The sequence below is a fragment of the Spartobacteria bacterium UBA695 genome (assembly GCA_002298145.1).
GTDB lineage: Bacteria > Verrucomicrobiota > Verrucomicrobiia > Chthoniobacterales > Chthoniobacteraceae > UBA695.
On record DBMP01000026.1, the window covers coordinates 23,165 to 46,361 of the forward strand.

General features: G+C 62.1%; 20 protein-coding genes. 10 read left to right on the top strand and 10 right to left on the bottom strand.

Annotated features, from left to right (window positions below):
* Positions 1–66 precede the first annotated feature (66 nt).
* From pyrH to B2828_RS15370, 3 genes are read left to right on the top strand one after another with little or no spacing between them, the layout of a single operon-like run.
* The gene (gene pyrH, locus B2828_RS15360) at positions 67–804 is read left to right on the top strand and encodes a UMP kinase (RefSeq protein WP_479634650.1); all 738 of its coding nucleotides are present in this window, start codon (positions 67–69) and stop codon (positions 802–804) included.
* A gap of 37 nt (positions 805–841) precedes the next feature.
* Complete coding sequence (gene frr, locus B2828_RS15365; RefSeq protein ID WP_479634651.1) at positions 842–1,402, top strand: ribosome recycling factor; 561 nt, start codon at positions 842–844, stop codon at positions 1,400–1,402.
* 9 nt (positions 1,403–1,411) lie between these two features.
* Positions 1,412–1,921, top strand: a complete 510-nt coding sequence (locus B2828_RS15370; protein WP_479634652.1) for a hypothetical protein — start codon at positions 1,412–1,414, stop codon at positions 1,919–1,921.
* Positions 1,922–2,093: 172 nt separating this feature from the next.
* Here B2828_RS15370 and B2828_RS15375 read toward each other — a convergent pair whose 3' ends face one another.
* Positions 2,094–2,426, bottom strand: coding sequence for a hypothetical protein (locus B2828_RS15375; RefSeq protein WP_479634653.1), 333 nt, complete (start codon positions 2,424–2,426; stop codon positions 2,094–2,096).
* 265 nt (positions 2,427–2,691) lie between these two features.
* Positions 2,692–2,982: a hypothetical protein gene (locus tag B2828_RS15380; protein WP_479634654.1), complete on the bottom strand. Its 291-nt coding sequence runs from the start codon at positions 2,980–2,982 to the stop codon at positions 2,692–2,694.
* Between the two features lie 173 nt (positions 2,983–3,155).
* Here B2828_RS15380 and B2828_RS15385 point away from each other — a divergent pair, with 173 nt between their 5' ends.
* Positions 3,156–4,307: a DEAD/DEAH box helicase gene (locus tag B2828_RS15385; protein ID WP_479634655.1), complete on the top strand. Its 1,152-nt coding sequence runs from the start codon at positions 3,156–3,158 to the stop codon at positions 4,305–4,307.
* An 86-nt stretch (positions 4,308–4,393) separates the two neighbouring features.
* On the top strand, positions 4,394–4,648 hold the full coding sequence (locus tag B2828_RS15390; protein ID WP_479634656.1) for a hypothetical protein: 255 nt from the start codon (positions 4,394–4,396) through the stop codon (positions 4,646–4,648).
* 12 nt (positions 4,649–4,660) lie between these two features.
* Here the strand turns inward: B2828_RS15390 and B2828_RS15395 are convergent, their stop codons facing one another.
* The 5 genes from B2828_RS15395 to priA form a co-directional block, all read right to left on the bottom strand.
* Positions 4,661–5,503, bottom strand: coding sequence for an efflux RND transporter periplasmic adaptor subunit (locus B2828_RS15395; RefSeq protein WP_479634657.1), 843 nt, complete (start codon positions 5,501–5,503; stop codon positions 4,661–4,663).
* Between the two features lie 17 nt (positions 5,504–5,520).
* Positions 5,521–5,730, bottom strand: coding sequence for a DUF1656 domain-containing protein (locus B2828_RS15400; RefSeq protein WP_479634658.1), 210 nt, complete (start codon positions 5,728–5,730; stop codon positions 5,521–5,523).
* The gene (locus tag B2828_RS15405; protein ID WP_479634659.1) at positions 5,727–7,796 is read right to left on the bottom strand and encodes an FUSC family protein; all 2,070 of its coding nucleotides are present in this window, start codon (positions 7,794–7,796) and stop codon (positions 5,727–5,729) included. The genes B2828_RS15400 and B2828_RS15405 overlap by 4 nt, the downstream gene beginning before the upstream one ends.
* Complete coding sequence (locus B2828_RS15410; protein ID WP_479634660.1) at positions 7,789–8,253, bottom strand: MarR family winged helix-turn-helix transcriptional regulator; 465 nt, start codon at positions 8,251–8,253, stop codon at positions 7,789–7,791. The genes B2828_RS15405 and B2828_RS15410 overlap by 8 nt, the downstream gene beginning before the upstream one ends.
* Positions 8,254–8,332: 79 nt before the next feature.
* Positions 8,333–10,549, bottom strand: a complete 2,217-nt coding sequence (gene priA, locus B2828_RS15415; protein ID WP_479634661.1) for a replication restart helicase PriA — start codon at positions 10,547–10,549, stop codon at positions 8,333–8,335.
* A 91-nt stretch (positions 10,550–10,640) separates the two neighbouring features.
* Here priA and B2828_RS15420 point away from each other — a divergent pair, with 91 nt between their 5' ends.
* Complete coding sequence (locus B2828_RS15420; protein ID WP_479634662.1) at positions 10,641–11,249, top strand: transglycosylase SLT domain-containing protein; 609 nt, start codon at positions 10,641–10,643, stop codon at positions 11,247–11,249.
* A gap of 25 nt (positions 11,250–11,274) precedes the next feature.
* On the opposite strand, the gene B2828_RS15425 is transcribed toward B2828_RS15420, so the two are convergent.
* The 3 genes from B2828_RS15425 to B2828_RS15435 all read right to left on the bottom strand — a co-directional run bounded on the left by B2828_RS15425 (position 11,275) and on the right by B2828_RS15435 (position 14,981).
* Positions 11,275–11,493 carry a helix-turn-helix domain-containing protein gene (locus B2828_RS15425; RefSeq protein ID WP_479634663.1) on the bottom strand — a complete coding sequence of 73 codons (219 nt, stop codon included), beginning with the start codon at positions 11,491–11,493 and terminating at the stop codon, positions 11,275–11,277.
* A gap of 176 nt (positions 11,494–11,669) precedes the next feature.
* On the bottom strand, positions 11,670–14,372 hold the full coding sequence (locus B2828_RS15430; RefSeq protein ID WP_479634664.1) for a hybrid sensor histidine kinase/response regulator: 2,703 nt from the start codon (positions 14,370–14,372) through the stop codon (positions 11,670–11,672).
* 81 nt (positions 14,373–14,453) lie between these two features.
* Positions 14,454–14,981, bottom strand: coding sequence for an adenine phosphoribosyltransferase (locus B2828_RS15435; protein WP_479634665.1), 528 nt, complete (start codon positions 14,979–14,981; stop codon positions 14,454–14,456).
* 198 nt (positions 14,982–15,179) lie between these two features.
* Here B2828_RS15435 and B2828_RS15440 point away from each other — a divergent pair, with 198 nt between their 5' ends.
* The 4 genes from B2828_RS15440 (at position 15,180) to nifJ (ending at position 23,163) form a co-directional block, all read left to right on the top strand.
* The gene (locus tag B2828_RS15440) at positions 15,180–16,529 is read left to right on the top strand and encodes a hypothetical protein (protein ID WP_479634666.1); all 1,350 of its coding nucleotides are present in this window, start codon (positions 15,180–15,182) and stop codon (positions 16,527–16,529) included.
* 127 nt (positions 16,530–16,656) lie between these two features.
* Positions 16,657–18,810 carry a GumC family protein gene (locus B2828_RS15445; protein ID WP_479634667.1) on the top strand — a complete coding sequence of 718 codons (2,154 nt, stop codon included), beginning with the start codon at positions 16,657–16,659 and terminating at the stop codon, positions 18,808–18,810.
* Between the two features lie 20 nt (positions 18,811–18,830).
* Complete coding sequence (locus B2828_RS15450) at positions 18,831–19,406, top strand: polysaccharide biosynthesis/export family protein (protein ID WP_479634668.1); 576 nt, start codon at positions 18,831–18,833, stop codon at positions 19,404–19,406.
* Positions 19,407–19,602: 196 nt separating this feature from the next.
* Positions 19,603–23,163, top strand: a complete 3,561-nt coding sequence (nifJ, locus tag B2828_RS15455; RefSeq protein WP_479634669.1) for a pyruvate:ferredoxin (flavodoxin) oxidoreductase — start codon at positions 19,603–19,605, stop codon at positions 23,161–23,163.
* Positions 23,164–23,197 lie beyond the last annotated feature (34 nt).

The following is a 23,197-nucleotide window of genomic DNA, read 5'->3' on the forward strand; positions in this document are numbered from 1 at the left end:
GTCCCCGCATCTTTTTGCGAAAAATCCTTTCCGCGCATACCGGGATTCGTGTTCAATCAACCTTTGATGTCAAACCACAGCCCGAGCCCCAAGTTTAAGCGCATTGTTTTGAAAATTAGCGGCGAAGCATTGAGGGAACCCGGCAGCCGGGACACCATCTCGCCGAAGATCGCCGGCAACATCGCCCGCCAGATCCGCGAAGTGCACGAACTCGGTGTGCAGGTCGCCGTCGTCGTGGGCGGCGGCAATATCTGGCGCGGCCTGGCCGCCAGCCATCGCGGCATGGAGCGCACCGTGGCCGACTACATGGGCATGCTCGCCACCGTCATCAACGGCATGGCCCTCCAGAGCGCCCTCGAGGCTCAGGGCGTCGCCACGCGGGTCCAGACCGCCATCGAAATGAAGAACGTCGCCGAGCCCTTCATCCGCCGCCGCGCCATGCGCCACATGGAGCTGGGCCGGGTCGTCATCTTCGTCGCCGGAACCGGCAACCCCTTCTTCTCCACCGACACGACCGCCGCCTTGCGGGCCAGCGAAATCGGGGCCGAGGTCATCCTCAAAGCCACCAAAGTCGACGGCATCTACACCGCCGACCCGGCCAAAGACCCCACCGCCACGAAGTACGACAAGCTGACCTACACCGAGGCCCTCACCCAGCGCCTCGCCGTCATGGACTCCACCGCCTTCTCGCTTTGTATGGATAACAAGGTCCCGATCATCGTGTTCGACATGATGGCCGACGACAACATCAAGCGCGTCGTCCTGGGCGAGAAAGTCGGCACACTCGTCACCTCGGCAAAATAAGCCCCCTCTTTTTTTCCCACAAACCAAACGCACCTCTATGAACTCTGACGACATTCTTCTGGAAACCGAGGACTCCATGGACAAAGCCGTGGAATACATGAACCACGAATTTTCCAGCGTCCGCACCGGCAAAGCCTCTCCCGCGCTGGTGGAAAACATCGAGGTGCAGGCCTACGGCACCCCCATGCGGATGAAGCAGCTCGCCTTGATCACCACGCCCGAGCCCCGCCTGCTGGTCATCCAGCCCTTCGACATGAGCACCATGAAGGACATCGACCGAGGCATCCGCGAATCCAAGCTCGGCATCAACCCCACCATCGACGGCAAGTTGATCCGCCTGCGCATCCCCGAGCTGAGCGAGGAACGCCGCCGCGACCTGTGTAAAACCGTCCGCACCATGGCCGAGGAAGCCCGCGTGCGCATCCGCTCCATCCGCCGCGACGGCATGGAAGGCCTTAAAAAGCTCGAAAAAGAGGGCGACATCACCGAGGACGATCTCCGGACCAACGAAAAAGAAGTCCAGACCCTTACCGACAAAGCCGTCAAAGCCATCGACACGGCAGTCGCCGCCAAAGAGGCCGAAATCTTGAAAGTCTGAGTGACTCGTATGAACAAGCCCGCCCTTCTCCTCCTGGCCGCGGCCCTCGCCGTGCTTCCCGCCGGGCTCGCCCAGGCGCAAGTCGTCCGGCCCGCCCCGGACTTTGCCTGGGCCCCCGGGCAAACGCTGCGAAGCTGGAGAGGGCAGCCCGTCGTGCTGGTCATCGCCCCGTCGCCGCTTTCCAAAGAATTCCGGGCGCAGTCGAAGAAAATCGAGCGCGGCTACCAGCAGTTCGCCGCGCGGAAAGTCATCTTCGTCGCCGCCTTCACCCAGGCGGGAGCGGAGAACGGCTCGCTTTGCACGAACGTCCCCTTCGTCATCGCGCCCAACGGGGCGGAAATCGCGTGCCGTTACGGAACACGCGTCTTTAGCCTGAACGTCATCGGCCGCGACGGCAACCTCGACCTCTCCAGTTGCAAAGTGGAGTCCCCCTGGAAGATCATGGACATGATCCGCAACAACGCCGAGCAGCAAGCCTCCGAGCGCAAGGACCTGCGCCTCACCCCCGTCATTCAGTAGAGCTCCTGCCAGGGGGAACGGCCTCGTGCTCCTCGTTCCTAATCTCCAGATTGGGAACGCCATTGGGGGCGAAACTCTATTTCGCAGGGGAGGGGGAATCAGGAGATTCCCGGACAGCTTGCATTACGAATCTGGAGATTCGTAACGAGGAAAGCTCTGCTTTGTAACGAGCTCACTCAGCCCCAAAGACCAGCAACCCGCCCGGCGTGGTCACGACGATTTTCGTGGGGTCCTGCCCATAGCAAAACCGCTGCACCCGTTCGGACGCCGCGGGCGCGCGCAGCAGAAAGGAAACCGACGTTCCCTGTGCGATCCGCAGGGGAAATTTCGCCGGAGTAAAAAGCTCGGTCCCGTTCTTCACCGTCACGAGCAGGGGAAACTCCGCGTCCACATGCACGGCGTGGATTTCCAAATCCGGCGAGGCGAGGTTGGTGATTTCGAGCAACGAGACAATCCAGTGATCGAAACTTGTGACGGCCAGGGGGCAGTCGGCGGGGGGTGTCAATGGGCGGAAGCGTATCAGATGTCCTTCTTTTTTCATAAACCTGGGAGCCCAGGCAAAAAGAAGGGCGCGACCCGAATCGCGTGAGACCGAAGGCCGTAGGAAGCCTGAAACCAAACGCGACCGAGCCGCGCCGATTGTCGGTGCGGCTGGCTCGTGTTGGTTTCGAAAATTTCCTACGTTCTCGGTCGTCCAACTTCTGCCTGCGCAGATAAAATTAAGATGTCAGGAAGTAATATTGCATCCGCTCACGCGGGCGTCAACCGTTTCAGTAAAGCTCCTGCCCGGGGCGGGCCTCGAAGAACTCGTAGTTCTCCCCGTTCAGGTGATTGACGAACGCCCAGCCGTGCCAGAGAGCGAAGGCCTCCGCGTGCACCGGATCGCCGATCTGCGCCATCTCTGCGCGCGTGGCCACGTAGTAGCGCCCCTGCCGCCGGATGCCCGCCTCGATTCGCCGCTCCACCGCCTCCAGTTCCGTACCCATTTCCCTAGGAATCGGTTGCCGGGGAACTTCCTGCCGCCCCTGCCCCTCGTCGTGCCCAAAAAGCGAGCGTATCATAAGCGATGTGAATTAGTTGTTGATAAGTGAATAAGTAACGCTTTAAGAATGCCCCCTTCCCGTCACCTTGCAAGCGGTTTTCCCTTGTGGGATGGCCCTCTTCGCTTAATCTGTCTGGAATGTCATTTTGGGAGTTTGGACTTTCTGAGTCCGTTATTCATGGGGTGCAGTCGATGGGGTACATCGATCCGTCACCGATTCAACTTCGCGCTTTCCCGGTGGTTCTCTCCGGGCGCGATATGATTGCCTCTGCCCAGACGGGCACCGGCAAGACCGCAGCGTTTGGCTTACCCATCCTGACGAAGCTTGGAGCGCACCGCCCCGGCGGCAAACCGCGCTGCCTGGTCCTGGAGCCGACCCGCGAGCTGGCCGCCCAGGTCGAGACCGCTTTTCGTGATTTCAGCCGCTTCAACGACCTCACCTGCACCGTCCTCTACGGCGGCGTCGGCTACGGCAAACAGCGCGACGACCTCAAGAGGGGCGTCGATAGCGTGATCGCCACCCCGGGCCGTCTCCTCGACCACCTGGAACAGGGCGACATTGATCTTTCCCAAATCGAAATCCTCGTCCTGGACGAAGTCGACCGGATGCTCGACATGGGCTTCCTGCCGCAGGTGCGCCGGATCGTCGAGCAGTGCAACAAAGAGCGCCAGACGCTCTTCTTTTCCGCCACCATCCCGCCGGAGCTCCAGAGCCTCACCCAGTGGGTCGTGCGCGACCCGGTGATCGTCGAGATCGGCCATAGCACGAGCCCCGCCGACACCATTACCCACGCCCTTTACCCCGTCTCGCGGGATCAGAAATTCGACCTCCTCCTGGCGCTCCTGACGAAGATCAACTACACCAGCGTGCTCGTCTTCTGCCGCACCAAGGTCGGCGCGGATTCCGTCGCCGCCAAGCTCAAGACGAACAAGCTCTCCGTCGTCGCCCTTCACTCCAACCGCACCCAGAGCGAACGCATGGACGCCCTGGCCGGGTTCAAGTCGGACAAGTACGACATCATGGTCGCCACCGACATCGCCGCGCGCGGCATCGACATCGCGGGCGTCTCGCACGTCATCAACTTTGACGTGCCGCAGCACCCCGAGGACTACGTCCACCGCATTGGCCGCACGGGCCGCGCCGAAGCCACCGGCGAAGCGTTCACGATCTTCACCGGCGAGGACCTCGAATACGTCACCCGCATCGAGCACTACATCAGCGCGAAAATCGAGCGCAAGAAGCTGGAAGGCTTCCCCTACCTCTACTGCGCGCTCTTTGCCGACGAAGTTCCCGGCGCCGCTCCGCGCCCCGTTCGCCGCCGCGCGCCCAGCCGCCGCCGCTAAAATTATTTTTCGGCCCCGGTTCGTTGACAAGCCGCCGGGGCCGCGTATCAGTAATAACCCCTTATGACAACCGAGGGGTTTCACCGATGCGAAGATATCTTGTTTTCACGTTCTATGCGGGCCGTCCCTTGGGCGGCTATAACGACTTTTTGGACTCTTTTTCCAGTCTCCACGAAGCGCTTGCGAATCTTCTTGAAGAGCCCGGTCGTTTCTACCAGATCGTGGATCGCAACACGATGCGCATTGTAAAACAAGGCCTCACCGCATTTAAGAACTACGACCCGAAGGCCTTCCTCCGCGAAAAGGGGAACGAGCCGAAGCAAAAACCGGGCGCGGAATAGGGCTCCCCCCGGTCAGCGCACGATCACCGTGGCCGTCTGCCCCGCGACGAGGTGGACCGCCTGCGGCACCCCGTCGAGCGCCACCCGCACCGGCACGCGCTGCGCCAGGCGCACCCAGCTAAACGTCGGGTTGACGTTAGCCAGGAGGCGCGAGGAATCCGAGCGCTCGCGGTCCTCGATGCCCGAGGCGATGCTCGCCACGCGACCCGCGAGCGGCACCGCGCCGCCCATCAGCCGCACGCTCACCGCCGCCCCCACGCGAACGTGCCGCAGCTTGGTCTCCTCGAAATAGCCCGCCACATAAAACGAATCGCCGTCCACCAGCGCCGTCACCGCCTGGCCCGCGCTCACGTAGTTGCCCTCGCGTAGCGAAAAATTCGTCAGCGTCCCGTTCACCGGCGCTTTGATCTCCGAGCGCTCCAGGTTGAGCCTCGCCAGGTCGCGCTCCGCCAGCGCGCGTCGGCTGGCGGCCTCGCACTGAGCGGCGGACGTCGTCACCTCGTCGATCTTCAGCTCCGAGACGCCCTCGCCCTGGAGCTTGCGGTACCGCTCCACATTGCGGCGGGCCAGTTGCAGCGCGGCGTCGGCGTTGGCCACGTTCGCCTCGCATTGTTGGAGCGCCAGCTCGAAGCGCGCACGGTCCACGCGAAAGAGCACGTCGCCCTTGTGCACGGCTTGGTTATCCCGCACCAGCACCTCGCTCACGAGCCCGGAGACATCCGGCGCGATCCGGACCACGTCGGCGCAGACGCGCCCGTCGCGGGTCCAAGGCCGCTCCATGTAATAATCCCACATGAACCAGCCCGCGAGGGTGGCAAGAACGACCATACTGAGTGTGATAGCGATGCGGAGCATAAAATAGCGGAAAGGTTTCACGAAAAGAGGCAATGGCTGAAAAGAACGATGGCCCCGAGGAGAACGAGAAAGAGCGCCGAGTCAAACAGCGCCCGGTGCCAGATGAACCGGTACGCGCCGAAGCGGGCGAGCAGGCGGCAGACGCCTTCCTTAAGCCCGAACGCCACGGCCGAGTAGACGAGCAGCGCGGGCAGGAGCACGCCGAAAAAATCGAATTCGCTAATCATACGGGATCATTCTGGTTATGCCACGCGGTGGCTTGGAATGGGGCCTCACCGGGGAAGAGGCAACGCCGCAGGCCGATCCCTGCGTGGAGCAGCGTCGTGCCCGCGCCGCTGCGCAGGGCGGGGTCCAGGAGACGCTCGATTGCCCCGTCGATCTCCGCCAGCAGCGACGGGCTGGGCTGCAATCGCGGATTGGAGAGCTTCGCGCGGAAGTGCGCTTTCAAGGCCGCCATCAGCGTCCCGGCGGTTTCCGCTTCGTTGTCGGAGAGGCCTGTCTGCTCGCGTTGCGCGTCGGCGATGTTCAGGCCCGCGCGCAGATCAGCCAGCAGATCGGCGGCGTGGGCCTCCGAGCCCTCCGGCAGCGCCGCGAGCCGCGGGACCAGCAGCCCCAGGCGGTCCACCATCCGGCGCACGAAGACGCCACTCTCCGCGCCCCGGTCCGCAAGCCGCGCCACGTCGGCCCAGACGGCCTTCAAAATGCGCCGCGCGCTCTTCTCGGCGGGGAAAACGCGGAGCACGGCGATGACCGCCATTCCCATGAAGCCCGCGACCAGCGCGCCGATGTTGTTGTTGATGTAGTAATCGACATCCGGGTTGAGCGCCGCCTCCAGGTTCAGAAAAATGCAGCTATTGATGATCCCGTCGAGCGCAATGGGCCGCCATTTGTTGGTCGCCAGCAGCGCGCCGCAGACCAGGAAATACGGGGCCATGACCATCACCAGCATCGGGAAGCCGTCGATCCGGGGGAGAATCCTGAACGTATAAAACGCGCCCACGGAAAACGTCGCGAGCATGGTCCAGACATGCGCCTTGTGGATCGGCACCGGGTTATCCGTTACCGAGAAAATGCAGCAGAAAATCGCTGTCAACTGCGCGGCCAGCCAGCCGTCGTTCCAGCCCGTCCCGATCCAGAAGGCGCACGCCGTCAGCATCCCCACCAGCGCCGCAAACGTCGAGACCGCCGCCGCGCCGTAGTCCCGGTGCAGCTTCGGCTCGCCCGCGATGCGCGCCGCCGTTTCGAGGTGCCCGGGAATGCCGTCGCTGCCCGTGGCCACGGCCCGCCGCAGTACGCGGCAATCCTCCCACATGTCCATCAGATCCCAGAGGCGCAGGCAGAGATTGAACTCCAAAAGCGAGCGCCAGTCCGCCTCTCCGCGCACGCTCCGGTCGATGCGGCAAATCTCCCAGCGCAGCCGTTCCGCCGTTTCGGCTTCGGCCTCCATCCCGTCGTCGATCCAGGCGGAAACGCGGTCCAGCAGCGAGCGCATCCGCAGCGGAATGCCGCCCGCGCTTTGTTGCAAGGCCTCGATCCGGTCGCCCACCGCCGAGAGCAGCGGAACAAGCGCCGTCATGTGCTGCTCCAGCACCGTGAGCTGCTCCCGGGCGTGCGGCGGGACGGAAGTGTCGTAGGGCAAATACGAGATCAGCGCCACGAGGCCCACCGTATCGGCGGCCATCTTTTGCGCATCGGCCTGGCTGGCCGTGTCCGCCGAGTGGCCGGAGAGGACGTCGAGCGTCCAGCGTTCCGCATCGGCCAGCCAGCCGTCGATGCGCGCCGTCAGCTCCGGTCCCACGTGGCGGGGAAATACCACGCGGTTGACCACGGCGGCGCAGACAATACCCAGGATGATTTCCTGCACGCGCAATACCGCCGTATCGAAAGTGGAGCCCGGGTTGCCAACGCTCACGAAGCCGATAATGGCCGCCGTATAGCCCGCCAGCAGAAAGAAATAAGAGCGCGGTGTGCGGTCGAGCTGGCTTACGAAAAAGCAGAGCCCCAGCCAGCCCGCTAGCGCCAGGCAGAGCAGCACCGGCGCGTTGACGAGGTTGGGCACCAGCAGCACCGTCACCGCCGCGCCGATGAACGTGCCGCCCACGCGGTAGAAGGCCTTGGAGGTCATTGCGCCCGAGAGCGGCTGCGAAACGATGTAGACCGTCGCCATGGCCCAGCTTGGCTTCGAAAAATTAAACCGGAACGCGATCCAAAGCGCCAGCATCGAGGCGAAAAACGTCTTGAGCGAAAAAATCAGCTCATCGCGCCCGATCGGCGCACCCGCCACCTTAATCATCGGCGCGGCCCTTCTCCGACACAATATCCAGTAACGTTTGCTCCACCGTTTCCAGTGTTTTGACCGTGAGAGCCAGGTCCTCCTTGGGGACCTTTGCCATGAACTGTTTGCGCAGGCCGTCGACCACGCGCTCGATTTCCAGCCCGCGTTCGCGGCCTTTTTCCGTGAGCGAAAGGATCTTCGCGCGGCGGTCGCTGGCGTCCTCCTTGCGCGTGATGAGCTTTTCGGCCACCAGCAAATCAATGATCCGCACGAGCGAGGGCCCTTCGAGCCCCAGTTCGTCGGCGATGGCTCCCTGGCGCACATGGTCGTTGCGCGTAAGGACCAGCAGCGGCAGCGCCATCGCCTGAGACATGCCGCAATCCGCCAGCGCCTGGTCGGCCAGCCGCCGCCAGAGGCGGGAAATGCTGATCACGACGCGCCCAAAGTGGGCCCGGTTGCGGTTCTTTTCGTTCATCGGTGAATAGATAACAGGTGATCTATTCGCGTGAAAAGTATTTTATCTAACGCCGGGGGCGAAAAGCCGGGAGGCGCGCCTACAAAAGCTGGTAGGGGTCCACATCCACCGTGACGGTCACGTCGTCGGGGAAGGGGAGCTTCGCGAGCACTTCGGAGAGGTAGCGCGTCAGGCGCTGGATGGTCTGGGTGCGCAGGATCAGGTGAAAGCGGTAGGTGCCGTGGCTTTTCTCCAGCGGGGCGGGGGCCGGGTCGCCCAGAACGGTGTCGGGCGGCAGCGCTTCTTTGAGCCGTCGGTGGAGGGTTTCGAGCGAAAAGGCGGCCCGCTCCTGGTGCGTCGAGCGCGAGGTGATGAGCACCATTTTGCTAAACGGCGGGTAGTCCCACTGTTTGCGCCATTCGGTCTCCTGCTCGGCGAAACCGTCGTAATCGTGATGCCGGGCGAACTGGATGGCCGGGTGGTGCGGCGTGTAGCTTTGCACAAAGACCTCCCCCTCCACGTCGCCGCGGCCCGCGCGCCCGGCCACCTGGGTCAGGAGCTGGAAGGTCCGTTCGCCCGCGCGGAAATCGGGCATGTGCAGGCCGGTGTCGGCGTTGACGATGCCGACCAGCGTGACGTTCGGGAAATGAAGCCCCTTGGCGATCATCTGCGTGCCGAGCAGGATGTCGATCTTGCCCGTGCGGAAGGCCGTGAGCACTTCGCGGTAGGCCTCTTTGCGGGTCATCGTGTCGGCGTCCATCCGGCGCACCACGGCCTTGGGGAAAAGCTTCGCGACGATTTCTTCCACGCGCTCGGTGCCGAACCCGGCGAACTTGATCCCCGCCTCCTTGCACTCCGGGCAGCGGTTCGGGGCGACGGCGGTGTGGCCGCAGATGTGGCAGATGAGGCGGCTTTCGGAGCGGTGAAAGGTGAGGGCCACGGAGCAGTTTGGGCACTCGGCCACGTACCCGCACGCAGGACAGGAGAGGGAGGTGGAAAAGCCGCGCCGGTTGAGGAACAGGATCGACTGCTCTTTGCGCGCGAGGCGCTCGTCGATGGACTGGCGCAGCTTCTCGGAAATGATCGACGGGGCCTCGCCGCCGTTGGAGTCGAGGCGCAGGTCGATGATCCGGATGAGTGGCATCTTGCGGTCGTCCACGCGCTGGGCCATGCGCAGGAGCTGGTACTTGCCGATCACGGAATTGTGGAAGCTCTCCAGCGACGGCGTGGCGCTGCCGAGCAGCACGGCGCAATGCTCGAAGGACCCGCGCAGCACGGCGAGGTCGCGCGCATGGTAGCGCGGCGGGTCCTCTTGTTTGTAGGAGTTCTCGTGCTCCTCGTCCACGACGATGAGGCCGAGCTTCTCCAGCGGGGCGAAGATGGCGCTGCGGGCCCCGATGACGATTCGCGCCCGGCCGTTGTTGATCTTGTGCCATTCGTCGTGGCGTTCGCCTTCGGAAAGATGGCTGTGGAGCACCGCCACCTCGTGCTGCATCGCGGCGAACCGGCTTTTAAAGCGCTCGACGGTCTGCGGGGTAAGCGCGATTTCGGGTACGAGCATGATGGCGCTCTGGCCCCGGTCGAGCACGCGCTGGATGCCCTGGAGGTAAATTTCCGTCTTGCCGCTGCCGGTGACGCCGTGGAGCAGGAGCGGCTTCTCCGGTTTCTCGATGGAGGCGCAGACTTTTTCGAACACCGCCGCCTGCTCTTCGTTGAGGGTCAGCGGCGCGGCGGCCACGAAGGTCTCTCCCTCGTGGGGATCGCGCTCCACTCGCTCGCTTTCCACCGCCACGAGGCCCTTGCGGTGGAGGGCGGTGAGCGCGGCGCGGTCGGCTCCGGCCATTTTCAGGAGCGCTGTAACGGCCAGGGGCGTGCCCGCCTCGGCGAGGGTCTCGACGATGGAGGCCTGCTTGGGCGCGCGGCGTTCCAGCTCGGCGAGCACCTCGGGAGCGATTTCGCGGGCCAGCTGCGCGGAGAGGCGCTGCTTGAAGCCGACGGCCCCCTTGCGGATCACCTGGGGCAGCACCGCCCGCATGGCGGTTTCCACCGGGCAACAGTAGTAGACAGCCATCCAGCGGGCCAGCCGGAGGAGGTTGGCGCTCAGGATCGGGCGGTCGCCGACGACTTTGGAAATAGGGCGGATACCCGGGACGTTCGATTCGTCGAGCAGCTCCACCACCGTCGCCTGGCGCTCCTGGTGGCGCACGGGGACGGTCACGCGGGAGCCGGTTTGCACCCGGCTTTCCCATTCGGGCGGAATGGCGTAGTCGAGGGCGGCTCCCCCGGACTGGTCGACGATCACGCGCGCGAATTTCATTCCGGGAAAGTTGCCGTGAATGTCATTTGAGGTGAAGTTTTTTCCACACGCTTTACATTGGTTCACCTTACAGCCCTCTAAAATTCCGCGAATGCTCCGTCTCGTTCTCAAACTGATCCTTTTGGCCCTCTTCGCCGTTGGCGTGGCGGTGGGGGTGGCGCTGGTGCGTTCGGATGACCCGCTTTATAGTGTGACGGACTGGCTTAGTTTCGGGCGTTTCGAGAGCTATGACGCGATGATCGCCGATGCGGCGGCTAAAAACGGGGTTGATCCGCTGCTTTTGAAGGCGCTGGTCTGGCGCGAGAGCCAGTTTCATCCCCACAAAACCGGTGCCAGCGGCGAACGCGGGCTCATGCAGGTGAGCGAAGCCGCCGCGCGGGATTGGGCACGCTGGCATAAGGTCGAGACCTTCCAGCCTACGGACCTTTTTTCACCTCGGACGAATTTGGAGATCGGGTCTTGGTACCTCAAACAGAAGCTGATTCGCTGGGGGGCCAAGGATGACCCGGTGCCGTTTGCTTTAGCGGAATACAACGCCGGGGGGCGGCGCGTGGACCGGTGGGTGGCCGAGACCAAGCTTGGCGAGGCCACGACCGCTGCTGACCTGCGTTCGCGGATCGACTTCCCCAGCACTCAGGCTTACGTCGAGGCCATCCTCAAGCGCCAGGCCTACTACCAAGCGCAGGCGGAGCGGAAATAGGGCGAGGCACGGGGCGGAAGCCGCGCTACTCCTCCTCCACACCCTCCATTAGTTTCTCCCAAGAGCATCTCAGCGCCTTCTTCAAGCGAAGGATTACAGAAAGCGTTGGCTGAAACTGTCCTTTTTCGAGGTCTTGTAAATAAGAGCGGCTGATCTCTGCCTCTGTGGCCAGTTGGAGCTGTGTCAAACAAAGCTCAACCCGTAGGCGCGCTAGATTTTTACCAAACTGTTTGGGAACAGGCACCCTCGGAGTGTGGCTTATTTTTTTGAAATCAAGGCCCGGTATATCGGGCTTTTTTTATTGCAAAGGCACTTTTATTTCTGCAAAGATGCTTCCGCCCTGATAAGCCCGCCCCCAAAACACGACCGCGCACCGGGAGTCTGATTCTCCCGGTGTGTTGTTGAGCCGCCCGCAGAAAACTACGAGGACATCGCTTCCTGTACCGAGGCTTCGAGCTGGTTGAGGTCGAACGGTTTCGGGATCGATCCGCAGAAGCCGTAGTCGCGGCACTGGGTCATGATCGGGTCCATGGCGTAGCCGCTGGAGACGACGGCTTTGACGTTCGGGTCGATTTTGCGCAGTTCCTGGATGGCTTCCCGCCCACCCATGCCGCCGGGAATCGTGAGGTCCATGATGACCAGGTCAAACGGTTTCCCCGCCTCCATGGCTTCCTTGTAGAGCCGCAGGGTGGTCTCGGCGTCGTAGGAGGGCGTTACCGAGTAGCCCACGGAGTTAAGCGTGTAGGAGATCAGCTCGCAGATGACCTCTTCGTCGTCCAGTACCAGGATGCGCCCGTTGCGCCGAAGGATCTGCTTGGGCTTTTTGACCTCCGGCTCGACTTCCTTCTCCGAGGCGGGCAGGTAAACGTTGAAGGTGGCCCCGCGCCCGGGTTGCGATTCCACGCCGATGAAGCCGTCGTGGTTTTTGACGATGGAATACGACGTGGCCAGCCCAAGGCCATTGCCGGTCGGTTTGGTGGTGAAGTAGGGGTCGAAAATCTTCTTCTGGATCTCCTCGGGGATGCCGGGGCCCTCGTCGCGGACGGAGATTTTGATATACCGCCCGGGCTCCAGTGTCGGCGGGGCGTTGTGAATATCCACGACGACATTGGTGCCGCTCACGTAGAGCGTGCCGCCCCGCTCCATGACCTGCACTGCGTTGACGGCCAGGTTGCTGATGACCTGGCTGATCTGCCCTGCGTCGATGTCGGCGGGCCAGAGGTCGTCCGGCAGCGTGAAGTCCGAACGGATATTCGTGCCGGAGAGGGAGAACCCGATGGTGTCGAGAACGAGCTGCCGCAGGGAGGCCGTGCGTTTGATCGGTGCGCCGCCTTTGGCAAAGGTCAGTAGCTGCCGGGCGAGATCCTGGGCGCGCAAGGCGGCGTTCTTGGAGGCCTCGATGCGGTCCTTCACCGTCCCCTGGGGGTCGCCCATGAGCGAAAGCGAGAGATTGCCAATGACGGCGGTGAGGAGGTTGTTGAAGTCATGCGCGATGCCCCCGGCGGCGATGCCGATGGACTCCAGCTTTTCCGCCTTGTGGCGCTCTTCTTCCAGGAACTGGCGTTCCGTCACATCGCGCAGGACCAGGACGGTGCCCAGTTTCAGATCCTTGCGCGTGCGGATCGGCGCGGCGCTCAGCTCCACGCAACGCTGGATGCCGTCGCGGGCCACGACCATCGATTGCGGCTCGGTTTGCAGCGCTTTTTCGGATAGCCGGAGCGTGTCGAGCGGGCGGCTGCCCCGGATGGTGGTTAGTTTAAGGACTTCGTTGAGCGGCTTATCGGCCGCCTCCCGTTCTGTCCAGCCCGTCAGGCGCTCGGCCACCGGGTTGACGGTGACGATGTGGCCGTCGTTGTCGGTGGTAATGCAGCCCTCGCGGATGGAGCGCAGCGTGACGGCCAGCAGCTCCTGCTCGGCGGCGATCTCGTCCTCGAAACGTTCCCGGTCCTTTTCCGCCGTGTCGCGGATGGCCGAGACGTCCCCCTCCAGCTTGTCCTTCTCGGAGGCCAGGCCCTCGACCTCCTGTTTGCGCTCGATCTCGGCGGCGGCGCGGGCTGCGAAGATTTGGAGCGTCTGGCGCGCGATGCCGATCTGCGTGGCGGGCATGCAGCCGATGATGCCGATCAGGCCGACCACGCGTTCCTTCTGGTCGATGAGCGGCGTGGCGATGAAGGCCTCGGCCTTGAGAGTCGCCAGGAGGTTATCCCCCGGGTACTGGGCGCGCACGCCCTGTGGGATGGAGGTGAAGCCGCCGGTTTTAAGCGCCTCGGCGAAGACGGTTCCGGTCAGGCCGTAGTTGGTCTTGCTCCGAAGGCGGCCCTGCTCGGCGAGGGTGAGCGAACAGAATTCCGCTTCGGGCCGGAGGTCTTTTTCAACGATAAAGGCGTAGTCGTTCTGGAGCGCCAGCGAAAGCTGCTGGACCAGCGTGCGCACGTACTCCACGCCGGTGGTCGAGGAGACCGAGAGCGAAATATGGTGGACGTTCTCATCCGAGTAGCGCCGCTCCGAGGCGTCGTGGATGAGGATGACGAACCGCCGTTTGCCCTCGTATTGTGCCTCCGAGACGGCGATCTCCACCGGGAAGCGCACTGCATTGCGCCGTTCGGCAAAGGCCATGAAGGCCTCGCGCCCCATGGCGGCCACATCGAGCAGAAAATGGCGCTGCGGGACGAGCTTGGTGATTTTTTCGCCGATCAACTGGCTGCGGGGGTAGCCAAAGACCATCTCCGCCGCCTGGTTGCAGCTCTCGATGATCCCCTGGCTGTCCACCATCAGGATCACATCCGGGCACGCCTCAATGATGAACCGGGTGCGCTCCTCGGATTCCTCGGCAAGGGCCAGCTGTTCCTGGAAGGTGTGCAGCGTGTACCAAGTGGAGGCGATCAAGGCGCCGATGGCCAGGATGCCGCTGACCCAGTAACCGGCGAGCCGCAGGTAGACCCAGAAATTTCGCCCGCCCGCGTCCGGGACGATGTACCGGAAGGCCAGCGTCAGGAGCATCGAGAGGCAGACGATGGCGATCGTGCTGCCCAGCAGGCAGCAAAGCAGCTTGGCGCGAAGCCCCTGCTTTTCAAGCAACCATTCGCGGGTGTTGTGAATCAGTTGGCCGATCGTGGATGGCATCCTGGGATCTCTTTAAAAAAAAGGGACCGAAATGGTTTGGGGGGATTGGGTAAGAGGGAGAGCCGGTGAAGGGAGATCTCACTAATATTTCAAAAACGAGCGGGTCGGAACCGGACCCAGGGCTTTACGGCCCGCCAGAAATTCCAGCTCAATCAGGAACTGGGCTTCCAGCAACGTTCCGCCAAGCTTGGCGATCAGGCAGGCCGCGGCCGCCGCGGTGCCGCCGGTCGCCAGCAGGTCGTCGATCAAGACCACTTGCTCGCCGGGGCGGATGGCGTCCACGTGCATTTCGACCACGGATTGCCCATATTCCAGCGAGTAGGTCACCGCTTCGGTTTCGAAGGGGAGCTTGCCTTTCTTCCGGATTGGAATAAATCCGACCCCCATGCGGTAGGCCGCCGCGGCTCCGAAAAGGAACCCCCGGGCGTCGATGCCCACAATCTTGTCGATTTTTTTCCCGGCATTGGCATCCACAAAACAATCCACCGCCAGCCGAAATAAATGCCCGTCAGAGAGAATAGGCGTGATATCCTTGAACAGGATGCCAGGTTTTGGGAAGTCGTGTACGTCGCGAACTGCCGCACTCAGGAGAGAGAGGGTCTCGGTCATGGGGGCGCAATATAAGGAGGGGATCGGAAAACGGCGAGAACTTATTCATCTTCCAGCCACTGAGGCCCATTTGGCCTTTATCGGCCTTTGGTTAAGAACATGTGAAAACCTGATAAAAACCAAAGAATAGTTTGATTATGGCTCACGGGTCCAGTATTGAAGCTCTGTTTGGTTCATCTTAGCCCCTTTTTTACTCCTATGTTAAAAAGAACCCCCGCCTTTCTCGCGTTGATTCTTGGCGCCACTTACGCTATCGCTCAGGATGCCTCTGGTCCTGTTGCTACTGGTACCACCAGCGGCGGCGGTTCATCCGGGGCCGCTGCCAGCGGAACCACCCAGGCTAATATTTTAACCTCCACACCGGAAGAAACTGCGGATATCTCCGAAGGCTTCTCCATACCGGGCGGTTACGGCAACGCTCCGTTAAACTTCACCCCTGGCCAGGGGCACTTTGACCGCCCCGCGGTTCAGTTCAATACCACCGTCCAGCAAAGCTACGATGACAACATCTATAGCAGCAGCGGCGCTTCCGGGTTGAACCCCATTAAGGGGAGCATGATGACGAACCTTTCCGAAGGCGTCAGCCTCCTTCTCTCCCAGGGCCGCACGGGCCTTTCCTTGGATGCCAACGCTGGCGCACAGTATGTCTGGGACCGCGACGGCGATAAACTAACCCCTGTATTCGGGTTGGACACGATCTACGCCTACCGGCTTTCTCCGAGAACCCAGCTGTCAGTGCAGTTGGGTGCCGTCTACCAGACCCAGAGCTCCTATAACTCCCTGAACGGCCTGACGGACTCCAACGGCAAACCGTATCTGACGGGCAACATGAAAGTCGACTTGCTCTACCGCTGGACGCCCCGCATCTCCCTCGATACGACCTACGTCGCCTACGGGACTTACTACACCGATTCGGATTATCAAGATTCCAACCACATCAACCAGATCATCGGCGAATCGGTCCGCTACAGCTGGTCGCGCAACGTGACCGCCATTCTCGAAGGTCGCGTCGGCCAGGATACCTACGATCACTCCGGCTCGGATTCGCAAACCTACTACGCCTTGGTTGGTGCCGACTTCACCCTGAGCCGTCGCCTTTCCAGCGCCATCCGGCTCGGTTCGCAGACCCGCGTCAACGACGGCGGGACCTCCAATACCTCCCCTTACGTTGAAACCACAGCCAACTACATCCTGACCCGGACCACGCTCCTGGGGTGGAATCTTCGCTACGGCTACAACGACTCCAACAGCAGCACGGGCGCTTCCAAGAGCTTCCGCACCGGCATCACCCTGAACCAGTCGGTCACCTCCCGGCTTCGCGCCAACTTGAGCATCAATGTCGAGAACGCGGACGCCTTGCAGGGAGACAACGACGTCACCGTGAGTAACTCGTATTTCTCGATTATCGGGACGGTGGGCGCGAGTTATGCTGTTACTAAAGACCTGAGCGTTTTCGCCAACTACAACCGCATCGAAAAGAACTCACCCTCTGATTACGTCCAATACTCCAAGAACGTCTACTCCATCGGAGCCTCCTACCAGTATTGAGGTGAAAGATTTCTTGGTTCGTGACTAGACTTTAGCTTAGCGAACCCCATTTTAAAGCGCCCGGAGCCCAATGCCTCCCGGGCGCTTTCCAGTCCCGGACGTTTCCGTTTTCCACACCATCCCTGATATGAACGACAGCAGCGAAGTTAGCCTTCATTTTCTAGACTATTGGCGAGTTATCCGAGTTCGCTGGGCGATCCTGGTGATCACCTTCCTGCTCGTCCTGGTCACGGCTGGCGTCACCTGCTTCTTCCTGCCCCGGCAGTACTACTCCCATGTCATCATGGAAGTGAAGGCGGACAACAACCAGTTCCAGGTCTTCGACAACGGAACCCCCTACCAGCCCTATCGCGACCCGAACCTCCAAGCCACCCAGTTCCGGATCATCCAGAGCAAGGAAATCCTCTACCCGGTCATCAACGAGCTGAAGCTGGTCGAAACCTGGAGCTCCCAGGAAGGCGGCAACATCCTGCCCAAGGAGGAAGTCTACAGCCGCCTGCTCCGCGGCATGCTCAAGCTCGACACCGTCCGCAACACGGATTTGATTGAAATCGGCGTCTACTCCGGCGACCGCGTTGAAGCGGCCAACATCGCCAACATGATTTCCGTCGTCTACCGAAAAGTGCGCCAGGACGACCAGATGCAAATTCGCGATGCCGCCCTCGCACAATTGCGCGAGGAAGTGGCCACCCAGCGCAAAGCCGTCGAAGCCGCCCAGGCCGAAATGGCGCGCATCCGCGCCAAGCAAGGCATCGTTGATCCCAACCCCGAGTCCATCGACACGCAGACCACCACCCAGCAGGTGCTCTCCGACGACGAAAAGCAGTTCAACGACACCAAAACCCGGAGTGCCGAGATGAAAGCGCAGATCGAGCAGATCTCGAAGCTCAAAGAAGAAGAGCTGATGACCGCGCTCACCTCCTTGAACCTTCAGGACCCCACCATCTCCAAAGTCCTCCCCCTCTACCAGGACGCCTCGTCCGAAGAAGCCCGGTTGCTCAATGGCGGCCTGGGAGAGAACCATCCCCGCCTCAAATCGCTGCGCGCGCAGAAAGCCGTTTTCTCCAAACAGCTGACCGACGCCGTCGCGGCCGTCCGCGCCTCCCTTACCATCCGCCTGAACGTCAACGAAGCGAACCTCGCCTCGCTGCGGGAGAAGATGGACGCCAACAAAAAGAGCCTTAACGAAACGGCCAACCAGAGCCAGGACTACATCAACGTCAAGAGCGATTACATCAAAGCCAAGCGCGTGCTGGAGCAGTCCGAGACCCGCCTCTCCACCCAGAGCGTCCAGCTGAAAATGACCGTCATTCCCGCGAACATCTGGGAAAAAGCGGAACCGGCCATCTACCCCTCCAAGCCCGACGTCCTCATGATCATGGGCGTGGCCATCTTCATCGGCCTCTTCTTCGGCGTCGTCCTGGCCTTCTTTATCGAATACCTCGACACCAGCGTCAAAACCCTCGACGACGTCGAGCGCTACCTCGGCCTGCCCGTCCTGGCGGTAATCCCGAAGAACATCAGCTCGTTAATCAAACTGCAAAACGACGCCCCCGACGCCGAGGCCTACCGCATCCTGCGCACCAACGTCGAATTCAACAGCAAGAACCCGAACGCCAAGACCCTGACCATCGTTTCCGGCGGCCCGGGCGAAGGCAAATCGACCACGCTCAACAACCTCGCCGTCACCTGCGCCAAGGGCGGGTACAACGTCCTCATCGTCGACGCCGACTTACGCCGTCCCTCGCAGCACACCTTCTTTGATGTCGACTACGAAGTCGGCCTCACCGACGTCCTCACCGGCGCGCGCTCGATCGACCAGTGCATCCTCAAAACCGGCGTCCCGAACCTCTCGTTTTTGCCCAGCGGCAACCTGCCCGATGACGCCATTGGCATCTTGAACTCGCAGGCCATGATCGACCTGATCAGCGTGCTGCGCACCCGCTACGACCTGATCTTTTTCGATTCCCCGCCTATCCTGGGCGTCAGCGACGCCTCCGTGCTCGCCAGCGAAGTAGACATGGCCATCATGGTCGTTCAGTACCGCCGGTTCCCGCGGGCCATGCTCCAGCGCGTCAAATCCGCCGTCGAGAACGTCGGCGGCCACCTGCTCGGCATCGTCCTCAACAACGTTGAAACCAAGCACGACTCGGGCTACCAGTACTACACACAGTACTACGACTACTACACCCCCGATGCCGAGCGGCGGAAACGCAAACCGGCCAAAAAGCCAGCCGAAACCGCAGCCGCCCCAGTACCTCAAAAGCCTGGCGATTACTAAACCGGAGACTATATATAGAGATGAAAGTTCCCTTTTTCGCCTCCCTTTTCCTCGGCCTCTGCCTCGCGTTCAGCAGCGCCGCGGCCCAGGCCCAGCAGGCCACGCTTCGCGCGGGCGACACCGTCGATATTCGCGTCTCGGGCATTCCCGGCGATGAAATCAGCGTCGTGAGCGCCTCGCAGACCATCGACGAAGACGGCATGCTCAACATCGCCTATATCGGCAAGGTCAAAGTATCTGGAATGGACTCCTCCACCGCCCAGAAGGCCATCGAATCGCGCCTGGTTTCAGAGAAAATCTTCACCCATCCGGTCGTGACCGTGGGCGTCCAGAGCAACATGCGCTTGGTAAACGTGACCGGCGAAGTCAAGTCCAGCGGTCGCCTGCAGTACACCCCCGACCTCAACATCATGGCGGCCATCGCCGGGGCGGGCGGGTTCAGCGATTTTGCCGACCGCAAACACGTCAAACTCGTGCGCGGCGGGAAAGTCAGCGTCTACGACACCACCAAATTTTCCAAAGACCCCTCCCTGGACGTCAAAGTCCTGCCAGGGGACCAGATTTACATCCCGCAGGCCGGGGTCTTCACCTGGTAAGGCCGGCCATAACCGCCTTGGGCAGATTCGCTTCGAGAAAACGGCGCCACGAAAAGCGGCGCCGTTTTTGCGTCGTAACGGCACGCCCTCCCTCCCGTCCGCCTCCTTCCGGCCCGAGCTGGCCAAAGCAAAGCAGGGGGAGTGAATGCCAATTTGAGGACTAGCTTTACGGGCCCGTTTGCGCTTGAGTAAGAAAATGAGCGTTAATCTAGAGCCGAGTTCCTCGGTACGATCCCAGAAAGTATCAACCCTCGACGCCAATGAAGCCGTGGCCTCCGTGGCCTACCGGCTGAGTGAAACCATCGCCATCTACCCCATCACCCCTTCCTCCCCCATGGCGGAATCGTGCGATGAGTGGTCGGCCAAAGCGCGTCCGAACCTCTGGGGCGCCGTTCCGAGCCTCGTTGAAATGCAATCTGAAGCCGGTGCGGCGGGAGCCGTACACGGAATGCTGAACCAGGGAGCCCTCACCACTACGTTTACCGCCTCGCAGGGATTGCTCTTGATGATCCCGAACATGTACAAGATCGCGGGCGAGCTCCTTCCCTACTGTTTCCACGTCACCGCGCGCGCCCTTGCCACGCACGCCCTTTCCATTTTCGGCGATCACTCCGACGTCATGGCCTGCCGCCAGACCGGTTTCGCCATGATCGCTTCCAACTCCGTCCAGGAAGCCCAGGACATCGCGCTCGTCGCCCACGCGGCCACCTTTGAAACGCGCGTTCCCTTCATGCATTTCTTCGACGGCTTCCGCACGTCCCACGAAGTCGCCAAATTCCATCCGCTCGAAGACGACGTTCTTCGCGCCATGATCGACGAGGAAGCCATTCACGCCTTCCGCTCCCGCTCGCTCACCCCCGATCGTCCCACCATTCGCGGCACCGCTCAGAATCCCGACGTTTACTTCCAGGCCCGCGAAGCTTGCAACCCATTCTACGACGCCGTTCCCGCCAAAGTGCAGGCGCTCTTCGACAAATTCGCGGCGCTCACCGGCCGCCAGTATCACATTTACGAATACTCCGGGCACCCCGAGGCCGACCGCCTCGTCGTCGCCATCGGCTCCGGCGCTGAAACCGCCGAAGAGACCGCCCACTGGCTCAACGAACAAGGCCAGAAAGTCGGCGTCCTCAAAGTCCGTCTCTACCGTCCCTTCGACGTTGCCGCCTTCGTCAAGGCCATCCCCGCCACCGTCAAGAGCATCGCCGTCCTCGACCGCACCAAGGAACCCGGCAGCCTTGGCGAACCGCTCTACCTCGACGTCGTCACCGCGCTCGTCGAAGCCCGCTCCCGGGGCATCAGCAACTTTGAAGTCGAGCCCATCGTCATCGGTGGCCGCTACGGCCTCGGTTCCAAAGAATTCGACCCGGCTATGGCCAAGGCCGTCTTCGACGAACTCACCAAGGAACAGCCGAAGAACCACTTCACCATCGGCATCTACGAAGACCTCACCCATTCCTCGCTCGAATGGGACCACACCTTCGACCTCGAAGCCCCCGACGTTCACCGCGCCGTCTTCTTCGGCCTCGGCGCTGACGGCACCGTGGGTGCTAACAAGAACTCCATCAAGATCATCGGCGGCGAGACGCCCAACTTCGCGCAAGGCTACTTCGTTTATGACTCGAAGAAGTCCGGTGCCATGACGATCTCCCACCTGCGCTTCGGCCCGCGCCCGATCGCGGCCCACTACCTCATCAAGAGCGCCCAGTTCGTGGCCTGCCACCAGGCGACCTTCGTCGAGAAATTCGACGTCCTGGCCTACGCCGCCCCGAAGGGCACCTTCCTCCTGAACACCCCGCACTCCGCGGAGACCATTTGGGATCACCTGCCGCTGGAAGTCCAGAAGCAGATCGTGGCCAAGGAACTCAAGTTCTACGTCATCGACGCCTCCGCCGTCGCCCGCGCCGCTGGTACCGGCGGGCGCACCAACACCATCATGCAGACCTGCTTCTTCGCCATCTCCGGCATCCTGCCGCGCGAGGAAGCCATCGAGCAGATCAAGAAATCCATCCGCAAGACCTACGGCCGCAAAGGCGAGGACGTCGTGCAGAAGAACTTCATCGCCGTAGACCAGGCCCTGGGCGGCCTCTTTGAAGTTTCGGTTCCCAAGGACAAACTTAACGGCCACCACCGCCCGCCGACCGTTCCGGACGCCGCGCCCGACTTCGTCAAGACCGTCACCGCCACCATCATGGACGGCAAGGGCGACCTGCTCCCGAGCAGCGCCTTCCTGCCGGACGGCACCTGGCCCGTGGGCACCACCAAGTGGGAAAAACGCAACATCGCCGACCGCCTGCCGGTGTGGGATTCCTCCATCTGCATCCAGTGCAACAAGTGCGCCTTTGTTTGCCCGCACGCTGCCATCCGCTCCAAACACTACGATTCGAGCCTGCTCGAAAGCGCCCCGGAAGGCTTCAAATCGGTCAAATTCCGCGGTGTGGAAGGCCAGAGCTTTACCATCCAGGTCGCTCCCGAGGATTGCACCGGCTGCACCCTCTGCTCCCAGGTCTGCCCGGCCAAGTCCAAGGCCGACCCGAGCCACAAGGCGCTGACCATGGAGTTCATCCCCGAGCGCGAGAAGGAAATCGCCCAGTACGACTACTTCCTTAACACCCTCCCGCTGCCGAGCCGCACCGAAATCAAGGCCGACGTCAAGACGAGCCAGTTCGCAGAGCCGCTCTTCGAATACTCCGGCGCATGCACCGGGTGCGGTGAGACGCCTTATATCAAGCTGCTGACCCAGCTCTTCGGCGACCGCCTGGTCGTCGCCAACGCCACGGGCTGCTCCTCCATCTACGGCGGCAACCTGCCCACCACGCCTTACACCACCGACGCCAACGGCCGCGGCCCGGCTTGGTCGAACTCGCTCTTCGAAGACAACGCCGAATACGGCCTTGGCTTCCGCTGGGCCATCGACAAGCAGCAGGACATCGCCCGTCAGCTCATCACCAAGCTGGCCCCGCAGATCGGCGATACGCTCGTCACCGACCTCCTCAACGGCAACGCCCGTGACGAAGCCTCCATCGCCGCCCAGCGCGAGCGCGTGGCGGCCCTCAAGGCCAAGATCGCCGGAATCGAGGGCCTCGACGCCCGCCGACTCGAAGACGTCGCCGATTACCTCGTGCGCAAGAGCACCTGGATCCTGGGTGGCGACGGCTGGGGTTACGACATCGGCTACGGCGGCGTGGATCACGTCCTCGCCTCGGGGGCTGACGTTAACATCCTCATCCTCGACACCGAGGTCTACTCCAACACCGGCGGCCAGGCCTCCAAGTCGACCCCGTTCGGCGCCACGGCCAAGTTCGCCGTCGCCGGTAAGCACAGCCCGAAGAAAGACATCGGCATGATGGCCATCAGCTATGGCAACATCTACGTCGGCCGCGTCGCCTTCGGAGCCAAGGATGCCCAGACCGTCAAGGTCTTCGAGGAAGCCGAAAGCTACGCCGGACCTTCGCTCATCATCGCCTACAGCCACTGCATTGCCCACGGTTACGCGCTCAGCCGCGGCCTGGATCAGCAACGCCTGGCCGTCGACACCGGTATTTGGCCGCTCTACCGCTTTGACCCACGCCGCACCGCCGAAGGGCTGCCCGCGCTTCAGATCGACAGCGCCGCGCCGAAAGCCAAGGTCGGCGAGTACCTCCGCAACGAACTTCGTTTCCGCACCAAGCCCGAAAACGTGGCCGGATTCGAAGCCTATGCGCAGGACCTCGTTGAGAAACGCCTCGCCGTGCTCCAAAAGCTCGCCGAAGGCAAGTAATCAGAAACCGCAAGGACGAACTTAAAAGAACACT